Source organism: Streptomyces sp. NPDC040622, from assembly GCF_055593965.1.
This window is the reverse complement of sequence record NZ_JBVIXD010000006.1, coordinates 19,411-37,616: the sequence shown is the minus strand read 5'-3', so window position 1 is coordinate 37,616 and position 18,206 is coordinate 19,411. Positions and strand designations below refer to the sequence as shown.

Sequence of the window (18,206 nt, the reverse complement as noted above, 5' to 3'; positions counted from 1 at the left end):
GCGGCGACCGTGACCAGGACGGTTACGCCGACGACAAACGGGATGATCATGCGCTGAGCGTAGCCCGTACGGTCGCCGGGCGGCCCGCAAGGAGGCCGCCTCCCGGCTCCGGGGCCCCCGGCCGCCCGCCCGGCAGCGCCCCACGCAGCGTCCCTGACGCTGCGCATCCGACCGGTTACTTTTTGTAGCGCGGCATCTCACCGGGCCGACCGCCGAGGTTCACCCGCCGTTCACTCGTGCCCATCGGCCGCTTCACCTGTCCTGCCTAATTTCGGCCTTACAACACGACGCAAGTCATCGCACGCCGCCAGCAAAGGGCCGGCGGCTCCCGGAAGGAAGACCCGAAAGTGAAGCTTCAGCGCAAGAACCGGCTCCGCGCCCTCTCCCTCGGCGCCATCGCCGTCTCCGGCGCCCTGGCCCTCACGGCGTGCGGCTCCGACGACACCAGCGACTCGGGCAGTGGTGGCAAGGAGACCAGCGCCAACGCCAACATCAAGTGCGACGACGCCAAGGGGCAGCTCGCGGCCTCCGGCTCGTCCGCGCAGAAGAACGCGGTGGACGCCTGGCGGAAGGTCTACACGACCAACTGCAAGGACGTGCAGCTGAACTACAACCCGACGGGTTCGGGCGCCGGCATCACCGCGTTCCTCCAGGGCCAGACCGCGTTCGCGGGATCCGACTCGGCGCTGAAGCCCGAGGAGATCGAGAAGTCGAAGAAGGTCTGCAAGAGCAGCCAGGCCATCGACCTGCCCATGGTGGGCGGCCCGATCGCCATCGGTTACAACGTCCCCGGCGTCGACAACCTGACCCTGGACGCCAAGACCCTGGCCGACATCTTCAACAACAAGATCAAGAGCTGGGACGACAAGGCGATCGAGAAGCTCAACCCCGGCGTCAAGCTCCCCAGCACCAAGGTCCAGGCCTTCCACCGCTCCGACGAGTCCGGCACCACGGACAACTTCACCAAGTACCTGAAGGGCGCCGCCCCGAGCGCCTGGCCCTACGAGCCGGGCAAGTCGTGGGAGCCCAAGGGCGGCCAGTCCGCGAACGGCTCCGCCGGTGTCGCGGGCCAGGTCAAGCAGACCGCGGGCGCCATCTCGTACTTCGAGCTCTCCTACGCCGGTGAGGGCGTCAAGACCGTCGACCTGAAGACCGAGGCCAAGGAGCCGGTGAAGGCCACCGTCGACAACGCCTCCAAGGCCATCTCCGAGGCCAAGGTCGTCGGCAAGGGCAAGGACCTCGCCCTGGAGCTGAACTACAAGCCCACCGCCGAGGGCGCCTACCCGATCACCCTGGTGACGTACGAGGTCGTCTGCGAGAAGGGCAACAAGGCCGACACGCTCGCCGCCACCAAGTCCTTCCTGACCTACATCGCCAGCGAGGACGGCCAGAACGTCCTCAAGGAGAACGACTACGCGCCGATCCCGGCCGAGATCATCTCCAAGGTCCGCACGACCGTCGCGGGCCTGAGCTAGCTGAACCGCGTGCGGCCGGCCCCGCAGCTCCGGGCCGGCCGCACCGTCCGGTGCACCGCCGCCACGGAGCGCCTGCCTCAGCGCACGGCGCCTCCGCAGACCGGAGAACCCCATGGACATACCAAGCAATACGACCGCACCTCCCCCCGTTGACGACGCGAAGCCGACGGCCCCGGCCCCGGTCGACAAGGCAGCCGCACGCGGCGCCACCCGCCCCGGCGACCGGATCTTCCTCGGCCTCTCCCGCGGCTCCGGCATCGCGCTCCTGGCGATCATGGCCGCCATCGCCGCGTTCCTGACGTACCGCACGGTGCTCGCCCTCTCCGACAACACGGGCAACTTCCTCACCACCTTCGAGTGGGACCCGGCCGGTTCCACCACCGGCGGCAAGCCGTACTTCGGCATCGCCGTCCTGGTCTTCGGCACCGTGGTGAGCTCGCTGATCGCCCTCTTGATCGCGGTCCCCGTCGCCATCGGCATCGCGCTGTTCATCTCGCACTACGCGCCGCGCAAGCTGGCCGCCCCCATCGCCTACGTGATCGACCTGCTGGCCGCCGTGCCCTCGATCGTGTACGGCCTGTGGGGCGCCCTCGTGGTCGCACCCAACCTGACCGGCCTCTACAGCTGGCTCGACGACTACTTCGGCTGGACCGGCATCTTCGAGTACGAGGGCGGCGCCCCGCGCTCCCTGATGACCGTCGGCATCCTCCTCGCCATCATGATCCTGCCGATCATCACGAACGTGAGCCGCGAGGTCTTCCTCCAGGTCCCGAAGATGCACGAGGAGGCCGCGCTGGCCCTCGGCGCCACGCGCTGGGAGGTCATCCGCATGTCGGTGCTCCCCTTCGGCCGCTCCGGCATCATCTCCGCCTCGATGCTGGGCCTCGGCCGCGCGCTCGGCGAGACGATCGCCGTCGCCACCGTGCTCTCCCCGAACTTCCTCATCAACGCCTCCGTACTGGACTACGGCGGCGGCACGTTCGCGCAGAACATCGCGAGCAAGTTCAACGAGGCCACCGAGTACGGCCAGGACGCGCTGATCGCCTCCGGCCTGGTCCTGTTCGTCATCACGCTGCTGGTCAACGGCGCCGCCCGCCTGATCATCGCGCGCCGCAAGGAGTACTCGGGGGCCAACGCATGAGCACCACGACACCCACCCAGCAGCCCGACCCGCTGGTCAAGCCGCCCTCCACGCTCAAGGCGGCCAGCCTCCCGCGCTGGACCCCCGCGGCCGTCGCGCTCGGCTCCGCCGCCGTGGCGACAGCCGTCGGCGCCGGAGCGGGCCTGGACAGCCGCATCCAGTGGGGCCTCATAGCCGCCCTGCTCTTCATCGTCGGCTCGTACGCCCTCGCGGTGGCCGTCGAGGGCACCCGCCAGGCCAGGGACCGTCTCGCCACCTCGATGGTGTGGGTCATGTTCCTGCTGGCCGTCGTCCCGCTGGCCTCGCTGATCTACGAGACCGTGCAGCGCGGCATCAAGGTCTTCGACGTCTACTTCCTGACCCACTCGATGGGCGTCGTCGCCGACGACGAGGTCGGCGGCGGTGTCTACCACGCGCTCATCGGCACCCTGGAGCAGGTGCTCCTGGCCTCCGTGATCGCCGTGCCGATCGGCCTGCTCACCGCGGTCTACCTCGTCGAGTACGGACGCGGGAAGCTCTCCAAGGTCATCACGTTCTTCGTGGACGTCATGACCGGCATCCCCTCGATCGTCGCGGGCCTGTTCGTCCTCAGCTTCTGGATCCTCATCCTCGGCTTCGACTTCTCCGGCTGGGCCGGCGCCATGGCGCTCGCCATCCTGATGATGCCGGTGGTCGTCCGCTCCACCGAGGAGATGCTCAAGCTCGTCCCGAACGAGCTGCGTGAGGCCTCCCTCGCCCTCGGCGTACCGAAGTGGCGGACCATCCTCAAGGTCGTGCTGCCCACCGCGATCGGCGGCATCACCACGGGCGTCATGCTCGCGGTGGCCCGCATCGCCGGCGAGACCGCGCCGGTCCTGCTCCTGGTCTGGGTGAACCCCCTGATCAACACGAACCCCTTCGAGGGCTCGCAGGCCTCGCTGCCGCTGTACATCTACCAGCAGTACGCGGCCGGCAACGACGCCTCGTACGACCGTGCCTGGGCCGCGGCGCTCGCCCTCATCGGCTTCATCATGATCCTCAACCTGGCGGCCCGCGGCGTAGCCCGCTGGAAGGCCCCCAAGACGGGCCGCTAAGGCCTCCATCGGTCGGCTCCGCCGACGGGCGGCCACTCAGCGGCCCTCTCGAACTTCCTCGAAAGAAGCAGTGATCCCCATGGCCAAGCGAATCGACGTATCGGGCCTGACCGCCTACTACGGTTCCCACAAGGCGATCGACGACATCTCGATGACCGTGGAGCCCCGCTCCGTGACGGCCTTCATCGGCCCGTCCGGCTGCGGCAAGTCCACGTTCCTGCGCACCCTGAACCGCATGCACGAGGTCACCTCCGGCGGACGGGTCGAGGGCAAGGTGCTCCTGGACGACGAGGACCTGTACGGCCACGGCGTGGACCCGGTGGCCGTGCGCCGCACGATCGGCATGGTCTTCCAGCGCCCCAACCCGTTCCCCACGATGTCGATCTTCGACAACGTCGCGGCGGGCCTGAAGCTCAACGGCTCGTACAAGAAGAGCGAGCTCAACGACGTCGTCGAGAAGTCCCTCAAGGGCGCGAACCTCTGGAACGAGGTCAAGGACCGCCTGAACAAGCCCGGCTCGGGCCTCTCCGGCGGCCAGCAGCAGCGCCTGTGCATCGCGCGGGCCATCGCGGTCGAGCCGCAGGTGCTCCTCATGGACGAGCCGTGCTCGGCCCTGGACCCGATCTCGACCCTCGCCATCGAGGACCTGATCGGCGAGCTGAAGGAGCGCTTCACGATCGTCATCGTGACGCACAACATGCAGCAGGCGGCCCGCGTCTCGGACCGCACCGCGTTCTTCAACCTCGCCGCCGTCGGCCAGCCCGGCAAGCTCGTCGAGATCGACGAGACCGAGCGGATCTTCTCCAACCCGTCGGTGCAGGCGACCGAGGACTACATCTCGGGCCGCTTCGGCTGAGCCGCCCCCACGACTCCCCGCGGTGCTGCATGGCGGTGCCACCGCAGGGACACCAAGAAAGGCCCGCCCCTGGCTCCCGGGGGCGGGCCTTTCCGTACGTCGTTCGCGCTGGAGTCCGCGCTACAGGAACGCGAGATTCACGATCCAGAAACTCACCGCGGCGACCAGCGCCGCGGCCGGCATCGTGATGAACCAGCCCAGGATGATGTTCTTGGCGACGCCCCACCGGACCGCGTTGACCCGCTTCGTCGCCCCCACACCCATGATCGCGGAGGTGATGACGTGGGTCGTCGAGATCGGCGCGTGGAACATGAACGCCGTCGTGAACATGATGCCCGCGCCGGTCGTCTCGGCCGCGAAGCCCTGCGGCGGGTCCAGTTCGATGATCTTGCGGCCGAGGGTACGCATGATGCGCCAGCCGCCCGCGTACGTACCGGCGGAGAGCATCAGCGCACAGGCGATCTTGACCCAGATCGGGATGGGCGCGTCGGCGCTCTGCACGTCGGAGATGACCAGGGCCATCACCACGATGCCCATCGTCTTCTGCGCGTCCTGCAGGCCGTGCCCGAGCGCCATGCCGGCCGCGGACACCGTCTGCGCGATGCGGAAGCCGCGCTTGGCCTTGTGCGGGTTGGACTTGCGGAACATCCACATGATGGCGCACATCACCAGATAACCGGCGACGAGGCCGACCACCGGCGACAGGAACATCGGGATGACGATCTTGTCGACGACCCCGGACCAGATGACCCCGATCCCGCCGGCCAGCGCCGCGCCGACCATGCCGCCGAACAGCGCGTGCGAGGAGGACGAGGGCAGCCCGAAGTACCAGGTGATGAGGTTCCACACGATCGCGCCGATGAGGGCGGCGAAGAGGATCCACATCCCCTTGTCACCGTGCGGGGTCTCGATGATCCCCTCGCTCACGGTCTTGGCGACCCCGCTGCCCATGAAGGCACCGGCGAGGTTCATCACCGCGGCCATGGCGAGCGCCGCGCGGGGTGTCAGGGCACGGGTGGAGACGGAAGTGGCGATGGCGTTCGCGGAGTCGTGAAAGCCGTTCGTGTACGTGAATCCGAGCGCGACGCCGATCGTCACGATCAAAGCAAAGGTGTCCATGGCGAGGCCTCAGGACTCCTTTACCGCGATGGTCTCCACAGTGTTCGCCACATGCTCGAAGGCGTCGGCGGCCTCTTCCAGCACATCCACGATCTGCTTGAGCTTCAGCACCTCGATGGCGTCGTACTTGCCGTTGAAGAGCTGCGCGAGGAGCTTGCGGTGGATCTGGTCGGCCTGGTTCTCCAGGCGGTTGACCTCGATCCAGTACTCGGTGAGGTTGGACATCGTCCGCAGGTTCGGCATGGCCTCGGCGGTGAGCTCGGCGGCTCGCGCGAGCACCTCGATCTGCTGCTCGACGCCCTTGGGGAGCTCCTCGACCTGGTACAGAACGACCAGGTCGACGGCCTCCTCCATGAAGTCCATGATGTCGTCGAGGGACGACGCGAGGTTGTAGATGTCCTCACGGTCGAACGGCGTGATGAACGAGGAGTTCAGCTGGTGGAAGATCGCATGCGTCGCGTCGTCTCCCGCGTGTTCCGCGGCCCGCATTCGCTCTGCGATCTCGGCCCGTGCGGAGGAGTCCGCTCCGAGCAGTTCCATGAGGAGCTTCGAGCCCGTGACGATGTTGTCCGCGGATGCGGCGAACATGTCGTAGAAGCTCGTCTCCCTGGGGGTCAGACGAAAGCGCACGTGGGGTCCTCGGGGTGCTTTGGATGCGGTCAGGCTGATGCTAGGCGCATCATCCGGCCACGGCTAACCGGCCGCCCCCCAGTGTCGCCCATCAGGCACAGTGATCAGCACACCCCCCGAGAAATCGGCTACCATATACCCACCGGGGGTATATGGATCTGCAGAAATGCGGGAAGGTCCGACGGGAAGCCCCGTAGGAAGTCCAGGAGGACGCGATGACGACCACCGAGGCGGCCGACGCGGCCGTGCCCACCCCGGGCACGCCCGAAGCGCCCACCACCGACCACGACCGCGGGGTGCACGGCTACCACAAGCAGAAGGACGAACACCTCAAGCGCCTGCGCCGCATCGAGGGCCAGATCCGCGGCCTGCAGCGCATGGTCGAGGAGGACGTCTACTGCATCGACATACTCACGCAGGTCTCGGCGAGCACGAAGGCCCTCCAGTCCTTCGCGCTCCAGCTCCTGGAGGAACACCTGCGCCACTGCGTGGCCGACGCGGCGGTCAAGGGCGGCGAGGAGATCGACGCGAAGGTCGAGGAGGCGACGAAGGCGATCGCACGCATGATGCGGACGTAACGCTCCCGCGAGGGGAACCAGCGCCACGGGGTGGGCCCGCGCCGTGTCCGGCACGGTGCCGGGGCCGGGGCCGCTGCCCGGCCGGCGCGTCGCCGGGGCCCGCGGCGCACCACGTCGGCCCGTGCCGTCGCCTCGGGCGGCATCCGTTGACCGGCCTGCGTGGCACCCGGGCACACGCCAGCCTGCGGCGCCACGGCGGCCCGCGCCGGACCACGGCGCCGCGTCGGCCCGCCCCGTCACCTCGGGCGGCGTCCCTTGACCGGCCTGCGTGGCACCCGGGCACACGCCAGCCTGCGGCGCCACGGCGGCCCGCGCCGGACCACGGCGCCACGGCGGCCCGCGCCGCCGCGTGGGACAGCAATCGCCGCCCGGTCCGCGCCGACGCGTCAGCCGGTACCGCTGCCTGGTCGCCCGCCACCGGGCCCTGCGTCGGCCCGAACGTCATCGCGGCCCGCGCCTCCGCCTCGCCCTGCGACGGAACGTGCCGCATGCCCGCTTCGCGGGCCTTTCCCCACCCGTCCGCCCGAATCTCCCCATTCCCGGCGCCGGGGGGCACCGGGAACCCCGAACGCCCACCGCGCGGTGGCCGGGCAAACGGGTGGGTGGGGGGGGAGGTCTCGCCGCGAAGCGGCGGACAGGTCTGCCACGACGGCGGACGCGGAAGCACACGAGACGGGGACCAGCACGGCCAACCGCCCCGCACGGGCCGGGGAACGAGTGGTCCAACCCCGGCGAGGGGGACGTCGTGCGCGGACCCGGGAGGGGGCGGGCCGCGCCCGAGCGGGGCTAGGCGTCGTCGCCGGAAGCCCCGCCCTCCCACCCGTCGGAGACCTTCAGCACCTCATCGATCCGGTCGAAGCTCAACCGCTCGGCCGCCGCACTCGCCGCGATGATGAGGTCGCCGCACAATTCGATCTCGGCGAGGGCGACGTGGTCCTGAACCGCCGTACCGCCACGCATCGGAGCCACGTTCATCACCTCTTCCTGACTGACTCGCGTACCCGTTCCCCCGTCGGCACCGCCGTCCCGGCCGATGCCGACTTCCTAGGGTAGGGAGCGGTCCGCACGACGCGCATGGCACGGACGGACCATTTCCACCAGTCGTACGCGACTACTGCTCGGCAATCTTCCCGGCGAAGATGTCCTTCTCGGCCGGAAGTCGCACCTTCGACGGCGCCCCGAAGTCGTAGAGGAGTGTGGTCGACGCCACGTTCGCGTCGGCCACGCGGAACTGCTGCCGCACCTTCCGCACCCGCCCCCGCTCGTCGAGGTAGACGTCGAAGGGCACGCTCCCCTTGCTGAACCCTTTCGCCGCCGCGACCCCCAGCGCACCGCGCTGACCTGCGGAGGCCGCCCGCGCGGCGGCGCGCAGGTCCACGACCCCGCGATAGTGGCGGACCTCGGCCCCACCGACCCGCTCGTCCCCCACGAACCTCACCTTCCTCGCCCCGCGCAGCAGTTCCGCCGCCGCGAGGGGGTCCGTGGCTCCGCCGGTGACGAGGTTCCCGTCGGGGAGCGAACCTGTCTCGATCCGTACCCACTTGTCGGAGGGCACCCCGGCCCCGCGGTTCTTCATGTAGAGCGCTCCGGCGGCCAGCAGTTCGGTGATGGGCCGGTGCTCGTCCGTGCCCGCGGGATCCTTCGGCAGCATCACCTCGAACCGCCCGGCCTGCCGCCCGAAGTCGTAGACGCCCTCGCCGCGGATGGTGACGCGCGTACCGCCGCTGGCCATCTCCATGGAGGTCGTCGCCTTCGAACTGCCCGCCCTGACCAGGGAGTCCGCGGACCGCCGCACCACGTCCCCGGCGCCCCCGGGACCCCCGGCGCGACTGCCGTCGGCGGCGGCGCCGGTGGACGAACATCCGGCGGTGACGGCCATCAGACCTGCCGCCGCCACCGCGACGGCCACCGTCCCGCCCGTGCGCCTGTGCCGCTGCACCATCGCCTGTCTACCCCCAAGCGTTCCCGCGCCTGTCCGGTTCCCCCGTCGTTTCCCTAACGACGGGTACGTTGACCCGTCACGCGGACGGGTACCCGACGGATCCGTCGACGGCCGTTCACCCCGGGTCGGTACCGTGACCGCGTGGCCGATCAGCAAGCCCCCGCCCCCCACCGGACGACGACGGTAGAGAAGGGCCGTTTCATCGCGGCGCACTGTGCCTGCGGCTGGCGCGGCCCCGCCCGGCGCGCGCGCAGCAAGGCCCGCTCGGACGCGGCAGAACACGAAGCATCCCCCTGACCCCACACCTCCAACTCCACCCCTGACCGCCCCACCGAACGGAACCCCCGCGCCCCGCACACCGTCTCGTTCTCCGGGAAGCAACGGGAGGCGTCATGGAACGACGTACGTTCATCGGCACGACGGCGGCCACACTGGCCGCGGCCACGGTCGCGGGCTGCTCCGGCAGCGACCCGGCCGGCGGCGACACCGCCACCGGCACCGCGTCACGCGGCGGCAGTGGCAGCGGGAGCAGCGGCGGCGGCACGCCCATCAGAACGTCCAGCGCCGCCTCCACCTCCCCCGCGACCCTCAAGGCACTCGCCCGCGACCTGGACGGCACCCTCGTCCGGCCCGGCGAGGCCAAGTGGGCGGCGGCGCGCCAGCTGTACAACACGCGCTACGACGACCTGAAGCCCACCGCGGTCGCCTACGTCGCGCACCCCGACGACATCCGCACCGCCTTCGCGTACGCCCGCGCCCACCGCACACCGGTCTCGATCCGCAACGGCGGTCATTCGTACGCGGGTTGGTCCTCCGGCGACGGACGCCTGATCATCGACGTGTCGAAGCTGAACAAGATACGGGCGAGCGGGAACAGCGCGACCATCGGCGGCGGCGCGAAGCTCATCGACGTCTACCGCTCGCTCGCCGCGAAGGGCGTGACCATCCCCGCGGGCTCCTGCCCGACCGTGGGCATATCCGGCCTGACCCTCGGCGGCGGCCACGGCGTCGTCTCCCGGGCCTACGGCCTGACCTGCGACAGCCTGACGTCCGCGACGCTCATCACGGCGGACGGCAAGCAGCTCACGGTCTCCAAGTCCGAGAACAAGGACCTGTTCTGGGCGCTGCGCGGCGCGGGCAACGGCAACTTCGGCGTCGTCACCGAGCTCGGCTACCGCACGCACGCCGCGCCGCAGGGCGTCTCCGCGTACATGACCTGGCCCTGGTCGAAGGCTGCGGCGGTCATCAAGGCGTGGCAGGAGTGGGGTCCGGACCAGCCGGACGAGATCTGGTCCTCCGCGCACCTGGCGAACTCCCCCGGCGGCACGCCCACCGTCTCCGTCGCCTGCTTCTCGCTCGGCACGTACGGCGGCCTGCAGAACGCCGTCGACCGCCTCGCCGACACGATCGGCGCCCCGGCGCGCAGCGTCTCGCTGAAACGGCGTACGTACGAGGAGTCGATGGAGGTGTACGCGGGCTGCTCGTCCTTCTCGGCGGACGCCCAGTGCCACCTGCCCGGCGCGACACCGGGACGCACCCCGCAGGGCGCCCTCAACCGCGAGACGTACGCGGCCGGTTCGGACTTCTTCGACCGTTCCCTGTCGGCGGCGGGCATCCGCACGCTGCTCTCGCAGATCGAGAACGTGACGGGCGCGAGCGCGGGCAGCATCGCGCTCACCGCGCTCGGCGGCGCGATCAACCGCGTCGACCCGACGGCGACCGCCTTCGTGCACCGCCGCTCGCGGATGCTGGCGCAGTACATCGCCTCGTGGCGCGCGGGCACCTCCGGCAAGCCGGCCCAGGCGTGGCTGAAAAAGGCGCACGGGGCGATGGGGCGGTACGCGTCCGGCGCGGCGTACCAGAACTACACCGACGCCACTCTGACGAACTGGCGCGAGGCGTACTACGGGGACGCGGCGCCGCGTCTGAAGAAGCTGAAGAAGCAGTACGACCCGACCCGCTTCTTCGACTTCCCGCAGGCGCTGTAGGCGTCAGGGGATGCGCCGTGGGGCCACTCCGCTGCCGATCGGGCTGCTTTCCCCACCCGTTCGGCCCCGCCGGCACGCCCTCGGGTGGCCCACCGCGCCGGACGGCGCTGCTCTGAGGACATGACTCGACGCCGCAGCACCCCGCGCAGCCCGCGCAGCGCCTCTCGCTCCCGAATAGCCGCCGCAGCGACGGCCACCGCCGCGCTGGCCCTCACCCTGACGGCCCCGGCACTCGCCGAGGCCCAGGCGCCCGAAGCGCCCCGCCCCGCCGGGGCCGCCCGCACGGCCGGCCCCGAGCACCCCGCGTCCGGCCCGCTGACGTTCGCCTCCGCCGGGGTCACCGGCGCCGCGGCCGGCGTCGGGGTCTGGCTGCTGCGCCGCCGCAAGGCCCGCGACACGGGCACGGAACAGCGCTGAGGCGCAGGAGAGGCACACCCTGCGGCGCGCCTTACGCGGCCAGGTCCCGCTCGTCCGGATCCGCCGCAGTACCCGGCGCCGTCGCCGGGCCGCTCAACGGAGCGGCGACAAGAGCGACTTTCCGGTCCCACACCAGCCATCCGGCGCGCCCGGAGCGGCCGATCATCTTGGTGAGCGGCGTGAGCAGCGCCATGGCGAGCGGTGACAGGAGCAGGGCGACGGCGGTGCCGAGCGCGAATCCACCGACGACGTCCGTCGGGTAGTGCACGCCCATGAAGACCCGGCAGAAGCCCTCCAAGGCGGCGAGGCCGAGGCCGACGAGCCCGAACTTCCGGTTGGCCACGAAGAGTCCGGCGCCGACGGCCATGGCGAGCGTCGCGTGGTCGCTGACGAACGAGAAGTCGTTCTTGCCGTCCACCAAGAGCTCGATGCCGCGGTGGTCCCGGAAGGGGCGTGGCCGTTCCACGAAGCCGCGGATGGGGATGTTGACGAGGACGGCGATGCCCGCGGCGAGCGGCGCCCAGACGACGGCGGCCACCGAGGAGGCGGCGTCGTCGAGGGTGCCGCGCTTGCGCTGGCCCCACCAGCACCACACGACGAGGAGCACCAGGGCGAGCAGCAGCCCGTACTCCCCGACGAACGCCATGACGCCGTCGAACCAGGACGGGGAGTCCTTGGCGAGGCCGTTGATGTCGTAGAGCAGGCTGATATCGGGGTTCGACCCGGATTCATCGAGTCCAGCCATGGCGCAGCGGCCCCTTGTCTCCTAGCCCACGGGCGCACCTTTCTGTGCGCCCTGCCCATCAACCCCCGTGGTCGGTCCAGTCAAGGGAACGCCCTCTCCCCCGTCATACGTTCCACCCTCCACCGAAAGATCACTCAGACGTTATCGAAGAGAGATACATCGCCGCAGCTCAGGGAAGTGTTCTAACGGAGAGTTCAAGCCACCTCACCCCTCGCGTCCACCACTTCGCGCCACCGTCCGGCCGTCCCTCAGACCGCCGACGGCTTGGCGGGCAGGGCCTTGGCGCCGTCCTCCGTGACACGAGTCGCGCCAAAATAGTCAGGCGTGTCGACCGGGTCGAAGCGGATCACCGCGCCGGTCCTCGGGGCGTCGATCATGTAGCCCCCGCCGACGTAGATCCCGACGTGCCGGATGGTGCGGGAGTTGGTCAGGTCGTCCGAGAAGAAGACGAGGTCGCCGGGGAGCAGCTCGTCCCGCTTGGGGTGCGGTCCCGCGTTGTACTGGTCGTTGGCGACGCGGGGCAGCGTGATGCCGACGGAACGGTAGGCGGCGAGGGTGAGGCCGGAGCAGTCGAAGCGGCCGTTCTGCTCGGGGGTGCCGTTGCCGCCCCAGAGGTACTCGGTGCCGAGCTTCTTCTGCGCGTAGTAGATGGCACCGGCCGCCTGCCGCGAGGGCGCCACCCTGCCGACGGGCCGCGCGAAGCTCTTGGAGAGGTTGGTGATGGTCTTCACGTAGTTCTGCGTCTCGCGGTAGGGCGGCACGCCGCCGTACTTGATGACGGCGTACGCGCCCGCGTTGTACGCGGCGAGCATGTTCTTCGTGGCGTTGCCGGGCGCGTCCTTCACGTACCCAGCGAGCTTGCAGTCGTACGACGCCGCGGAGGGGATGGCGTCCTCCGGGTCCCAGACGTCCCGGTCGCCGTCACCGTCACCGTCGACGCCGTGCGCGGCCCACGTGCCGGGGATGAACTGCGCTATCCCCAGGGCCTTGGCCGGACTCTTCGCGCGCGGGTTGAACCCACTCTCCTGGTAGAGCTGGGCGGCGAGCAGGGCGGGGTTGATGGCCTTGCAGAGATTGCCCCACTTCTGGACGAGGGGCTGATAGGTGGCCGGCACGGCCCCCTTGGCGAGGCCGACGGACCCACCGCTCACGCCGCCCGCCAGACTTCCCGCGGCCATGTACGTCCCGACGACGAGCAGCGCGATGAAGCTGAGGGCCCCGCCGATCCCGACGGACGCGACCAGCCACGCCTTACGCACCGTCAACCACCCCTCACCCGCCGGTAGTCCACCGGCGCTCAGTGTAGAGCCCGCACGTGACAGCGCCAGGACCCCTTCCCCAAATCTCCCGGAACCCCGCGGCCGCTGCCGGCCGCCCCCGGCCCGGGGCCATTCTTCGCACTGGCGAAACCGCACACCCCGTGGATAGCCTCATTCGGCTCATGACACCCTCGCCCCACCGAGGAGCAGGAATGGCGGAGAAGCTGAGAGTCGACGCGGTCGAGCTCGATGACTTCATGAAGTTGCTCAAGGGGTCGGTCACCTCTCTGAAGGGCCTGCGTACCGCCCTGGCCGGCGCGACCGTCGGCGGCCTCGGCACGGAGGACCTCGACAAGGCGTGCGAGGACTTCCAGGCGGACTGGAAGTACGGCGCGGAGCAGATCGGCGAACAGACCGAGAACCTGAGCAAGATCATCGAACAGAACAAGGACGCCTTCATGGAGGTCGAGGACGCCCTTGCCAAGGCGATGGACAAGGCGGGCAAGACCAAGGACGACATCGTGGAGGTCCCGAAGTGACGAGCGCCGCCGCGTATCCGGACCTCGGGTTCGATCCGACACCCGGAGACTGCGACACCGTCAAGGCGCTGCACAAGAAGCTGGACAGCTGTGTCACCGTCCTGCGCGACACCCGCAAGGTCGTCACCAAGCTGATGGACGGCAGCTACTGGGAAGGCGATGCGGCCGTCGCCTTCCGCGAGACGATCGAGGACGGACCGCTCACGCTCAACCTCAAGAACGCCGCCCGCTCCATCGAGAAGGCGGCCGCGCAGCTGGTGCGCTGGGAAGGTGAGCTGGACGACTTCCAGCGGCGGGCGAAGGGCCTGAACACCAAGGCCAAGGAAGCCAGGGAGGCACTCGCGGCGGCCAAGGGGCAGGCCGACACCGCGGGCGACGACCCCGCCCTGGACAAGAAGGGCACCGGACAAGAAGACGCCAAGAAGGCCCTGAAGCTCGCCGACGGCAAGGTCGAGGACGCCCAGGCGGAACTCGACCGGATCCTCGGACGGGCGCGGGCGCTCCAGCACGAGCACAGCGAGAAGTCCCAGTACCGCGCACGCAGGATCCGCGACGCCACGGACAAGCTGGCACCGCATGAGCCCGGCTGGCTGGAGGACGCGTGGGACTGGATCAAGGAGAACCTTCCGGACATCCTCAGCGCGATCGCGGGGGTTCTGGCCTTGGCGGCGATGATCGTCACCGGCCCTGCGTGGGTGGCCGCTCTCGTTCTGGTGGCAGCGGCTCTCAGCGCGACCGCGCTGGTGACTCGCCTTTCGGATCCGGTGGTCCGGGAGTCGCTGATGGACGGCTTCACCAAGGGTGAATTCGACGCAGACTTCTTCAGCAACTTGGTCTCTGTGGGGGCCGACGGCCTCGGAATGGTTCCGGGCCTCGGGGCCACCGTCAAGGGTGGTCTCGGAGCCGCGCGATCGGTGCGGACCGGAGAGACGGCCCTCAGCCTCGGGCAGAAGCTGGCCCTCTACGGCAGCAAGACGGCGGAGAGCGCACGCGACGTGAGCGGCGTGGCAAATCCCCTCCTGCAGCGCGTGTTCAGCCGCACCAGCAACCCGGGCGTGGTGATCGACGCCATCGGCAAGGGCTCAGGCGCCATCGGCCTTGTGACGGCCGGCTACGGGCTGGCCTCCGAAGACGAGATCAAGGGGCAGGTGGGCACCGGGATCGACGGCACACGGCTCGGCATCGATCTTCCCGCGCTCCCGGGTCTCCTGCGCGCCGCCGTCTCCTAATGTCTTCCACCGTGGAAAGAGTGTCCAAGTGAACCCTGTCGAATTCACCGCTGCCTGGGACCATCCGCCTACGCGTCGTGCCTGGACGCTGCACATGTTCCTGAACGTGGCCGGCCTGATCGGTTGGGTCGGCGGATGGATCGCCCTGCTCGAAATCTCCACCAGAACGCCGAACTGGGTCGTGTGGATCTTCATGCCGTACTTCATCTACGGCTTCTACCGGGCATACGTTCAACTGCGCTACTTCCCCGCGGCACTGAGCATGCGGCGCATCCTGCGCGCCTTCCCGTGGCAGGTGCTGTCCCATGTCCCCCGCGGCCTGACGGACTATCCGGGAGTTGTGGGCCCCCAGCACGGCTGGTTCGAGTTTCCCAATCCGGCCGCCCCGGAGCAGAAGCTCCCCCTCGTCTTCACCCAGCACTACCGGCTGAACTGGTGGAGCAGGCGGTTGGCGCCCCGCGCGAATCCCCGGCTGAAGGCAGAGATCGAGACCATTTGGTTCGCCGGTGACCCGCGCATGATCGGCCTCATCGCCGTACCGACTCCGGCTGGACAGCGGCCCCGCCGCTTTCAGATCCTCGACCAGGGACTGGGGAAAGCCGACGGCAACCGCCTCACGGAGTGGGGTGTCACACCCGCGGACCTCGAACGCGGCCGACGCGCCGGAGTCACGGTCAACCCCTGACATTTGGAGAATCCCTGTTGAGCACGCCCGAGTTCGTTCTCGACGAGTCTGCCGGTGACCCCAAGGGTGATGTCTGGTTCGCCGAGCCGGCGGGGTTCACTTCGATCCCTGTCAACGCGCTCCTGCATCGTCCTGGCTCCTCCGGGGCCGACGAGTTGCGCACTGCCGTCGAACCACTGCTGAACTCTGCCCCGGACGACGCCGCCCGCAGGCAATTCCTCACTCACGTCGCCGGCAGCCAAATAGTGTTGGCAGCTCTGGCCGAAGCCGGCACCGCCCACTGCTCGGTCGGCGTGCACCGCGACGACGTGTCCGACCAGAGCGACCACGCGCTCCTCTTCTCCCTCTTCACCCTGTCCTGGCGAGACATCGCCACAGCGGCGCCCGCCGTCACCGCCGCCCGTGCCGTAGCGGGTGCCGAAGGGCACACGAACGTCGAGTACCTGGAGCTTCCCTGCGGCCCGGCCTCGTTCAGCGAACGAGTACGTACCCCGAACGCCGACTCCGGTCTCCCCCAGGACCCACTCCTCCAGGTGTTCGCCCACCTCCCGCACCCCGACGGGAAACGCCTCGTGGTGCTCACCCTGGGCACCCCCGCCGTACACCGTCGCGCGGAGTACCGGAGCCTGCTGCACCAGATCGCCGAGAACGTCAGCTTCGAGAACCCGCTTCCCGAGCGCGAAAAGGCCACCTGCTGACGCCCCAGCCCCGCTGGCCCCACCGGGCCGCAGCCGCACGCGCGCCGGAGGGGGCGCGGGGGTATGTGCGCACGGAGCACCGAGCGCACTGTGCCGCCTTTGTCCGTGCAGCGTGGCGCAGGGATAGCGAGTACGTACATACCCCCGCGACCCCGCCCCACAGCCGGACCCGGGGCGCGCAGCAGGTCAGGGCCGCGCTGGACGTCCCTCCCTAGCCCACCGGCATCTCGGCGACGACCTCCGTGCCGCTCAGTTCCCCCGTCGGCCGGAACCCGAGCCCCAGGTAGAAACCCTCGGGCCCGCCCTCGCCCGGCGTCCACGTCACCGTCACGGTCGGCTCGCCCCGCCGCCGCAGCTCCTCACGGACGGCCGCCACGGCGAACCGCCCGTACCCGCGCCCCTGGCGCCCCGCGGCCACGTTCAGCCGCCAGAGGCCCGAGCGGTACCGGTCGCCGGGGTTCTCCGGAGCGAAGCGGACCCGTAGGAATGCCATGACGAAACCGACCATCTCGTCACCGTCGAAGATCAGGCGCGGCCAGGCGACGTCCGGCGAGGCGTACGCCTGGGCGAGGGACGTGGCGACGGGCGACACGAACCTCCGCTGCTCCGGCAGCACTTCCAGCTCGACCGCGGACTCCACGTTCTCGGGTGTGATCTTCTCCAGGCGGAGGCGAGGCGTCGTCATCCGCGCACCGTACAAGTGCCCGAGCACACATCCCACCGAGATTCACCGGCACGCGCGGACGTGCTGGTCGCGTCCCACGCCGGCGTCCCAGGGGGACGATGTTTCCCCAGGTCAGCCCCCTGCCCGCATCCCACCGTCCCTGATCCCCCGCCGTCCCTTGCCCCGCCCCGACGGCCCCCGCTTCGCTGTTCACCAGGCCGATCCGACCGCCACGGCCCCGTACGGCGGAAACCCGTACCCACCACACGACACACCTCACGGGGGACCTTCATGAAGCATGCCCACGCCACCAAGACCCTGCTCGCCGGCCTCGCCCTGATCAGTGCCCTGGGCCTGACCGCTTGCAATGGCGACGACGACGGCAGCGGCAGCGGCAGCACGGGTTCGGCCGGCTCCGACGCCTCCTCCAACGCTCCGGCCGACGGAAACGACAGCAACAGCGACGGCGGCGGAAACAGCGACGGCCAGGGCACCACCACCGGTGCCGGCACCGACACAGACACAGACACCGGCACCGGCACCGGCACCGGCACCGGCACCGGCGAGAACGGCAAGGCCGGCATCTGCCGCAGCGACGATCTGGAGATGGCCGCCACCAACAACTCCACCGACAAGACGGAGGGCGTCGTCACCGTCCAGTTCAAGAACGGCGGCGGCCGCGACTGCACCATCAACGGCTACGCGGGCGTCGACCTGCGGACGGCCGCGGGCGACACGCTGTCCGTGGGCCGCAACGGCGAACAGCCCCGCCCCGAGGTCCTCAAGAACGGGGAGTCCGCGGCCTTCAACATCACGTTCGCCGCCAACACCACCGGCGGCTCGGGCGTGCGCGTTGTCAAGCTCCTGGTGACGCCGCCCAACGAGACGAAGACCGTCACCCTCGACTGGCCCGCCGGTTCCCTCCCGGTGAGCGACTCCACCGGCACGAAGCCCTCGCTCTCTCCGGTCGGCAAGGTCAGCGACTCCCCCAGGGGCTGACGGATCCAAGCGGGCGAGTGGACGGGCGCGGGCGCGGGCCGAGGTACTCAAGTGACTCCTGTGGTCAGGGAAACCCCCTGGTCACAGGGGTTCAGCCCGTTCCTTCACCGCCGATTGACGTGCCCTCAACGATCCCCGATGGTAGGTGAATTGGCCGTCAGGCGACCGC

The 18,206-nt window shown here is 69.8% G+C and carries 19 protein-coding genes; 12 read left to right on the top strand and 7 right to left on the bottom strand.

What is annotated here, in order from left to right; genetic code table 11:
• Positions 1-347: 347 nt before the first annotated feature.
• The 4 genes from pstS to pstB all read left to right on the top strand — a co-directional run bounded on the left by pstS (position 348) and on the right by pstB (position 4,545).
• Positions 348-1,475, top strand: a complete 1,128-nt coding sequence (gene pstS, locus ACZ592_RS17870; RefSeq protein ID WP_471582513.1) for a phosphate ABC transporter substrate-binding protein PstS — start codon at positions 348-350, stop codon at positions 1,473-1,475.
• 112 nt (positions 1,476-1,587) lie between these two features.
• Positions 1,588-2,616 carry a phosphate ABC transporter permease subunit PstC gene (pstC, locus tag ACZ592_RS17865; RefSeq protein ID WP_471582512.1) on the top strand — a complete coding sequence of 343 codons (1,029 nt, stop codon included), beginning with the start codon at positions 1,588-1,590 and terminating at the stop codon, positions 2,614-2,616.
• Positions 2,613-3,689 (top strand): phosphate ABC transporter permease PstA, encoded by a 1,077-nt coding sequence (pstA, locus tag ACZ592_RS17860; RefSeq protein WP_471582511.1) that lies wholly within the window; start codon positions 2,613-2,615, stop codon positions 3,687-3,689. Before pstC ends, pstA begins: the two co-directional genes overlap by 4 nt.
• Before the next feature lie 79 nt (positions 3,690-3,768).
• Positions 3,769-4,545 carry a phosphate ABC transporter ATP-binding protein PstB gene (gene pstB / locus ACZ592_RS17855; RefSeq protein WP_471582510.1) on the top strand — a complete coding sequence of 259 codons (777 nt, stop codon included), beginning with the start codon at positions 3,769-3,771 and terminating at the stop codon, positions 4,543-4,545.
• Positions 4,546-4,665: 120 nt separating this feature from the next.
• Here pstB and ACZ592_RS17850 read toward each other — a convergent pair whose 3' ends face one another.
• Both ACZ592_RS17850 and ACZ592_RS17845 read right to left on the bottom strand, forming a co-directional pair.
• Entirely contained in the window at positions 4,666-5,664 is a 999-nt protein-coding gene (locus tag ACZ592_RS17850) for an inorganic phosphate transporter (protein WP_098243428.1), read from the bottom strand.
• 9 nt (positions 5,665-5,673) lie between these two features.
• The gene (locus tag ACZ592_RS17845) at positions 5,674-6,294 is read right to left on the bottom strand and encodes a DUF47 domain-containing protein (protein WP_365354908.1); all 621 of its coding nucleotides are present in this window, start codon (positions 6,292-6,294) and stop codon (positions 5,674-5,676) included.
• A 215-nt stretch (positions 6,295-6,509) separates the two neighbouring features.
• Here ACZ592_RS17845 and ACZ592_RS17840 point away from each other — a divergent pair, with 215 nt between their 5' ends.
• A complete protein-coding gene (locus ACZ592_RS17840; RefSeq protein WP_471582509.1) occupies positions 6,510-6,872 on the top strand; it encodes a metal-sensitive transcriptional regulator in 363 nt (120 codons plus the stop codon).
• A 786-nt stretch (positions 6,873-7,658) separates the two neighbouring features.
• On the opposite strand, the gene ACZ592_RS17835 is transcribed toward ACZ592_RS17840, so the two are convergent.
• Together ACZ592_RS17835 and ACZ592_RS17830 are read right to left on the bottom strand one after the other, a co-directional pair.
• Complete coding sequence (locus ACZ592_RS17835; RefSeq protein WP_471582508.1) at positions 7,659-7,847, bottom strand: hypothetical protein; 189 nt, start codon at positions 7,845-7,847, stop codon at positions 7,659-7,661.
• 136 nt (positions 7,848-7,983) lie between these two features.
• Entirely contained in the window at positions 7,984-8,814 is an 831-nt protein-coding gene (locus tag ACZ592_RS17830) for an SCO4651 family lipoprotein (RefSeq protein ID WP_471582507.1), read from the bottom strand.
• Between the two features lie 392 nt (positions 8,815-9,206).
• Between ACZ592_RS17830 and ACZ592_RS17825 the strand changes: the two genes are divergently transcribed.
• On the top strand, positions 9,207-10,802 hold the full coding sequence (locus tag ACZ592_RS17825; protein WP_471582506.1) for an FAD-binding oxidoreductase: 1,596 nt from the start codon (positions 9,207-9,209) through the stop codon (positions 10,800-10,802).
• Positions 10,803-10,922: 120 nt separating this feature from the next.
• Positions 10,923-11,219, top strand: a complete 297-nt coding sequence (locus tag ACZ592_RS17820) for a hypothetical protein (RefSeq protein ID WP_471582505.1) — start codon at positions 10,923-10,925, stop codon at positions 11,217-11,219.
• Between the two features lie 31 nt (positions 11,220-11,250).
• Here the strand turns inward: ACZ592_RS17820 and ACZ592_RS17815 are convergent, their stop codons facing one another.
• Both ACZ592_RS17815 and ACZ592_RS17810 read right to left on the bottom strand, forming a co-directional pair.
• Complete coding sequence (locus tag ACZ592_RS17815) at positions 11,251-11,964, bottom strand: phosphatase PAP2 family protein (RefSeq protein ID WP_471582504.1); 714 nt, start codon at positions 11,962-11,964, stop codon at positions 11,251-11,253.
• A gap of 248 nt (positions 11,965-12,212) precedes the next feature.
• The gene (locus ACZ592_RS17810; RefSeq protein WP_471582503.1) at positions 12,213-13,223 is read right to left on the bottom strand and encodes a C40 family peptidase; all 1,011 of its coding nucleotides are present in this window, start codon (positions 13,221-13,223) and stop codon (positions 12,213-12,215) included.
• Between the two features lie 212 nt (positions 13,224-13,435).
• Here ACZ592_RS17810 and ACZ592_RS17805 point away from each other — a divergent pair, with 212 nt between their 5' ends.
• From ACZ592_RS17805 to ACZ592_RS17790, 4 genes are all read left to right on the top strand, one after another.
• Positions 13,436-13,762 carry a hypothetical protein gene (locus ACZ592_RS17805; protein ID WP_471582502.1) on the top strand — a complete coding sequence of 109 codons (327 nt, stop codon included), beginning with the start codon at positions 13,436-13,438 and terminating at the stop codon, positions 13,760-13,762.
• Positions 13,759-14,991, top strand: a complete 1,233-nt coding sequence (locus ACZ592_RS17800; protein WP_471582501.1) for a hypothetical protein — start codon at positions 13,759-13,761, stop codon at positions 14,989-14,991. The genes ACZ592_RS17805 and ACZ592_RS17800 overlap by 4 nt, the downstream gene beginning before the upstream one ends.
• 106 nt (positions 14,992-15,097) lie before the next feature.
• Entirely contained in the window at positions 15,098-15,676 is a 579-nt protein-coding gene (locus ACZ592_RS17795; protein WP_471582500.1) for a hypothetical protein, read from the top strand.
• Positions 15,677-15,693: 17 nt separating this feature from the next.
• The gene (locus ACZ592_RS17790; protein ID WP_471582499.1) at positions 15,694-16,374 is read left to right on the top strand and encodes a hypothetical protein; all 681 of its coding nucleotides are present in this window, start codon (positions 15,694-15,696) and stop codon (positions 16,372-16,374) included.
• Between the two features lie 211 nt (positions 16,375-16,585).
• On the opposite strand, the gene ACZ592_RS17785 is transcribed toward ACZ592_RS17790, so the two are convergent.
• Positions 16,586-17,059: a GNAT family N-acetyltransferase gene (locus tag ACZ592_RS17785; RefSeq protein WP_471582498.1), complete on the bottom strand. Its 474-nt coding sequence runs from the start codon at positions 17,057-17,059 to the stop codon at positions 16,586-16,588.
• A gap of 270 nt (positions 17,060-17,329) precedes the next feature.
• Between ACZ592_RS17785 and ACZ592_RS17780 the strand changes: the two genes are divergently transcribed.
• Entirely contained in the window at positions 17,330-18,037 is a 708-nt protein-coding gene (locus ACZ592_RS17780) for a DUF4232 domain-containing protein (protein ID WP_471582497.1), read from the top strand.
• The last annotated feature ends 169 nt before the right edge of the window (positions 18,038-18,206 follow it).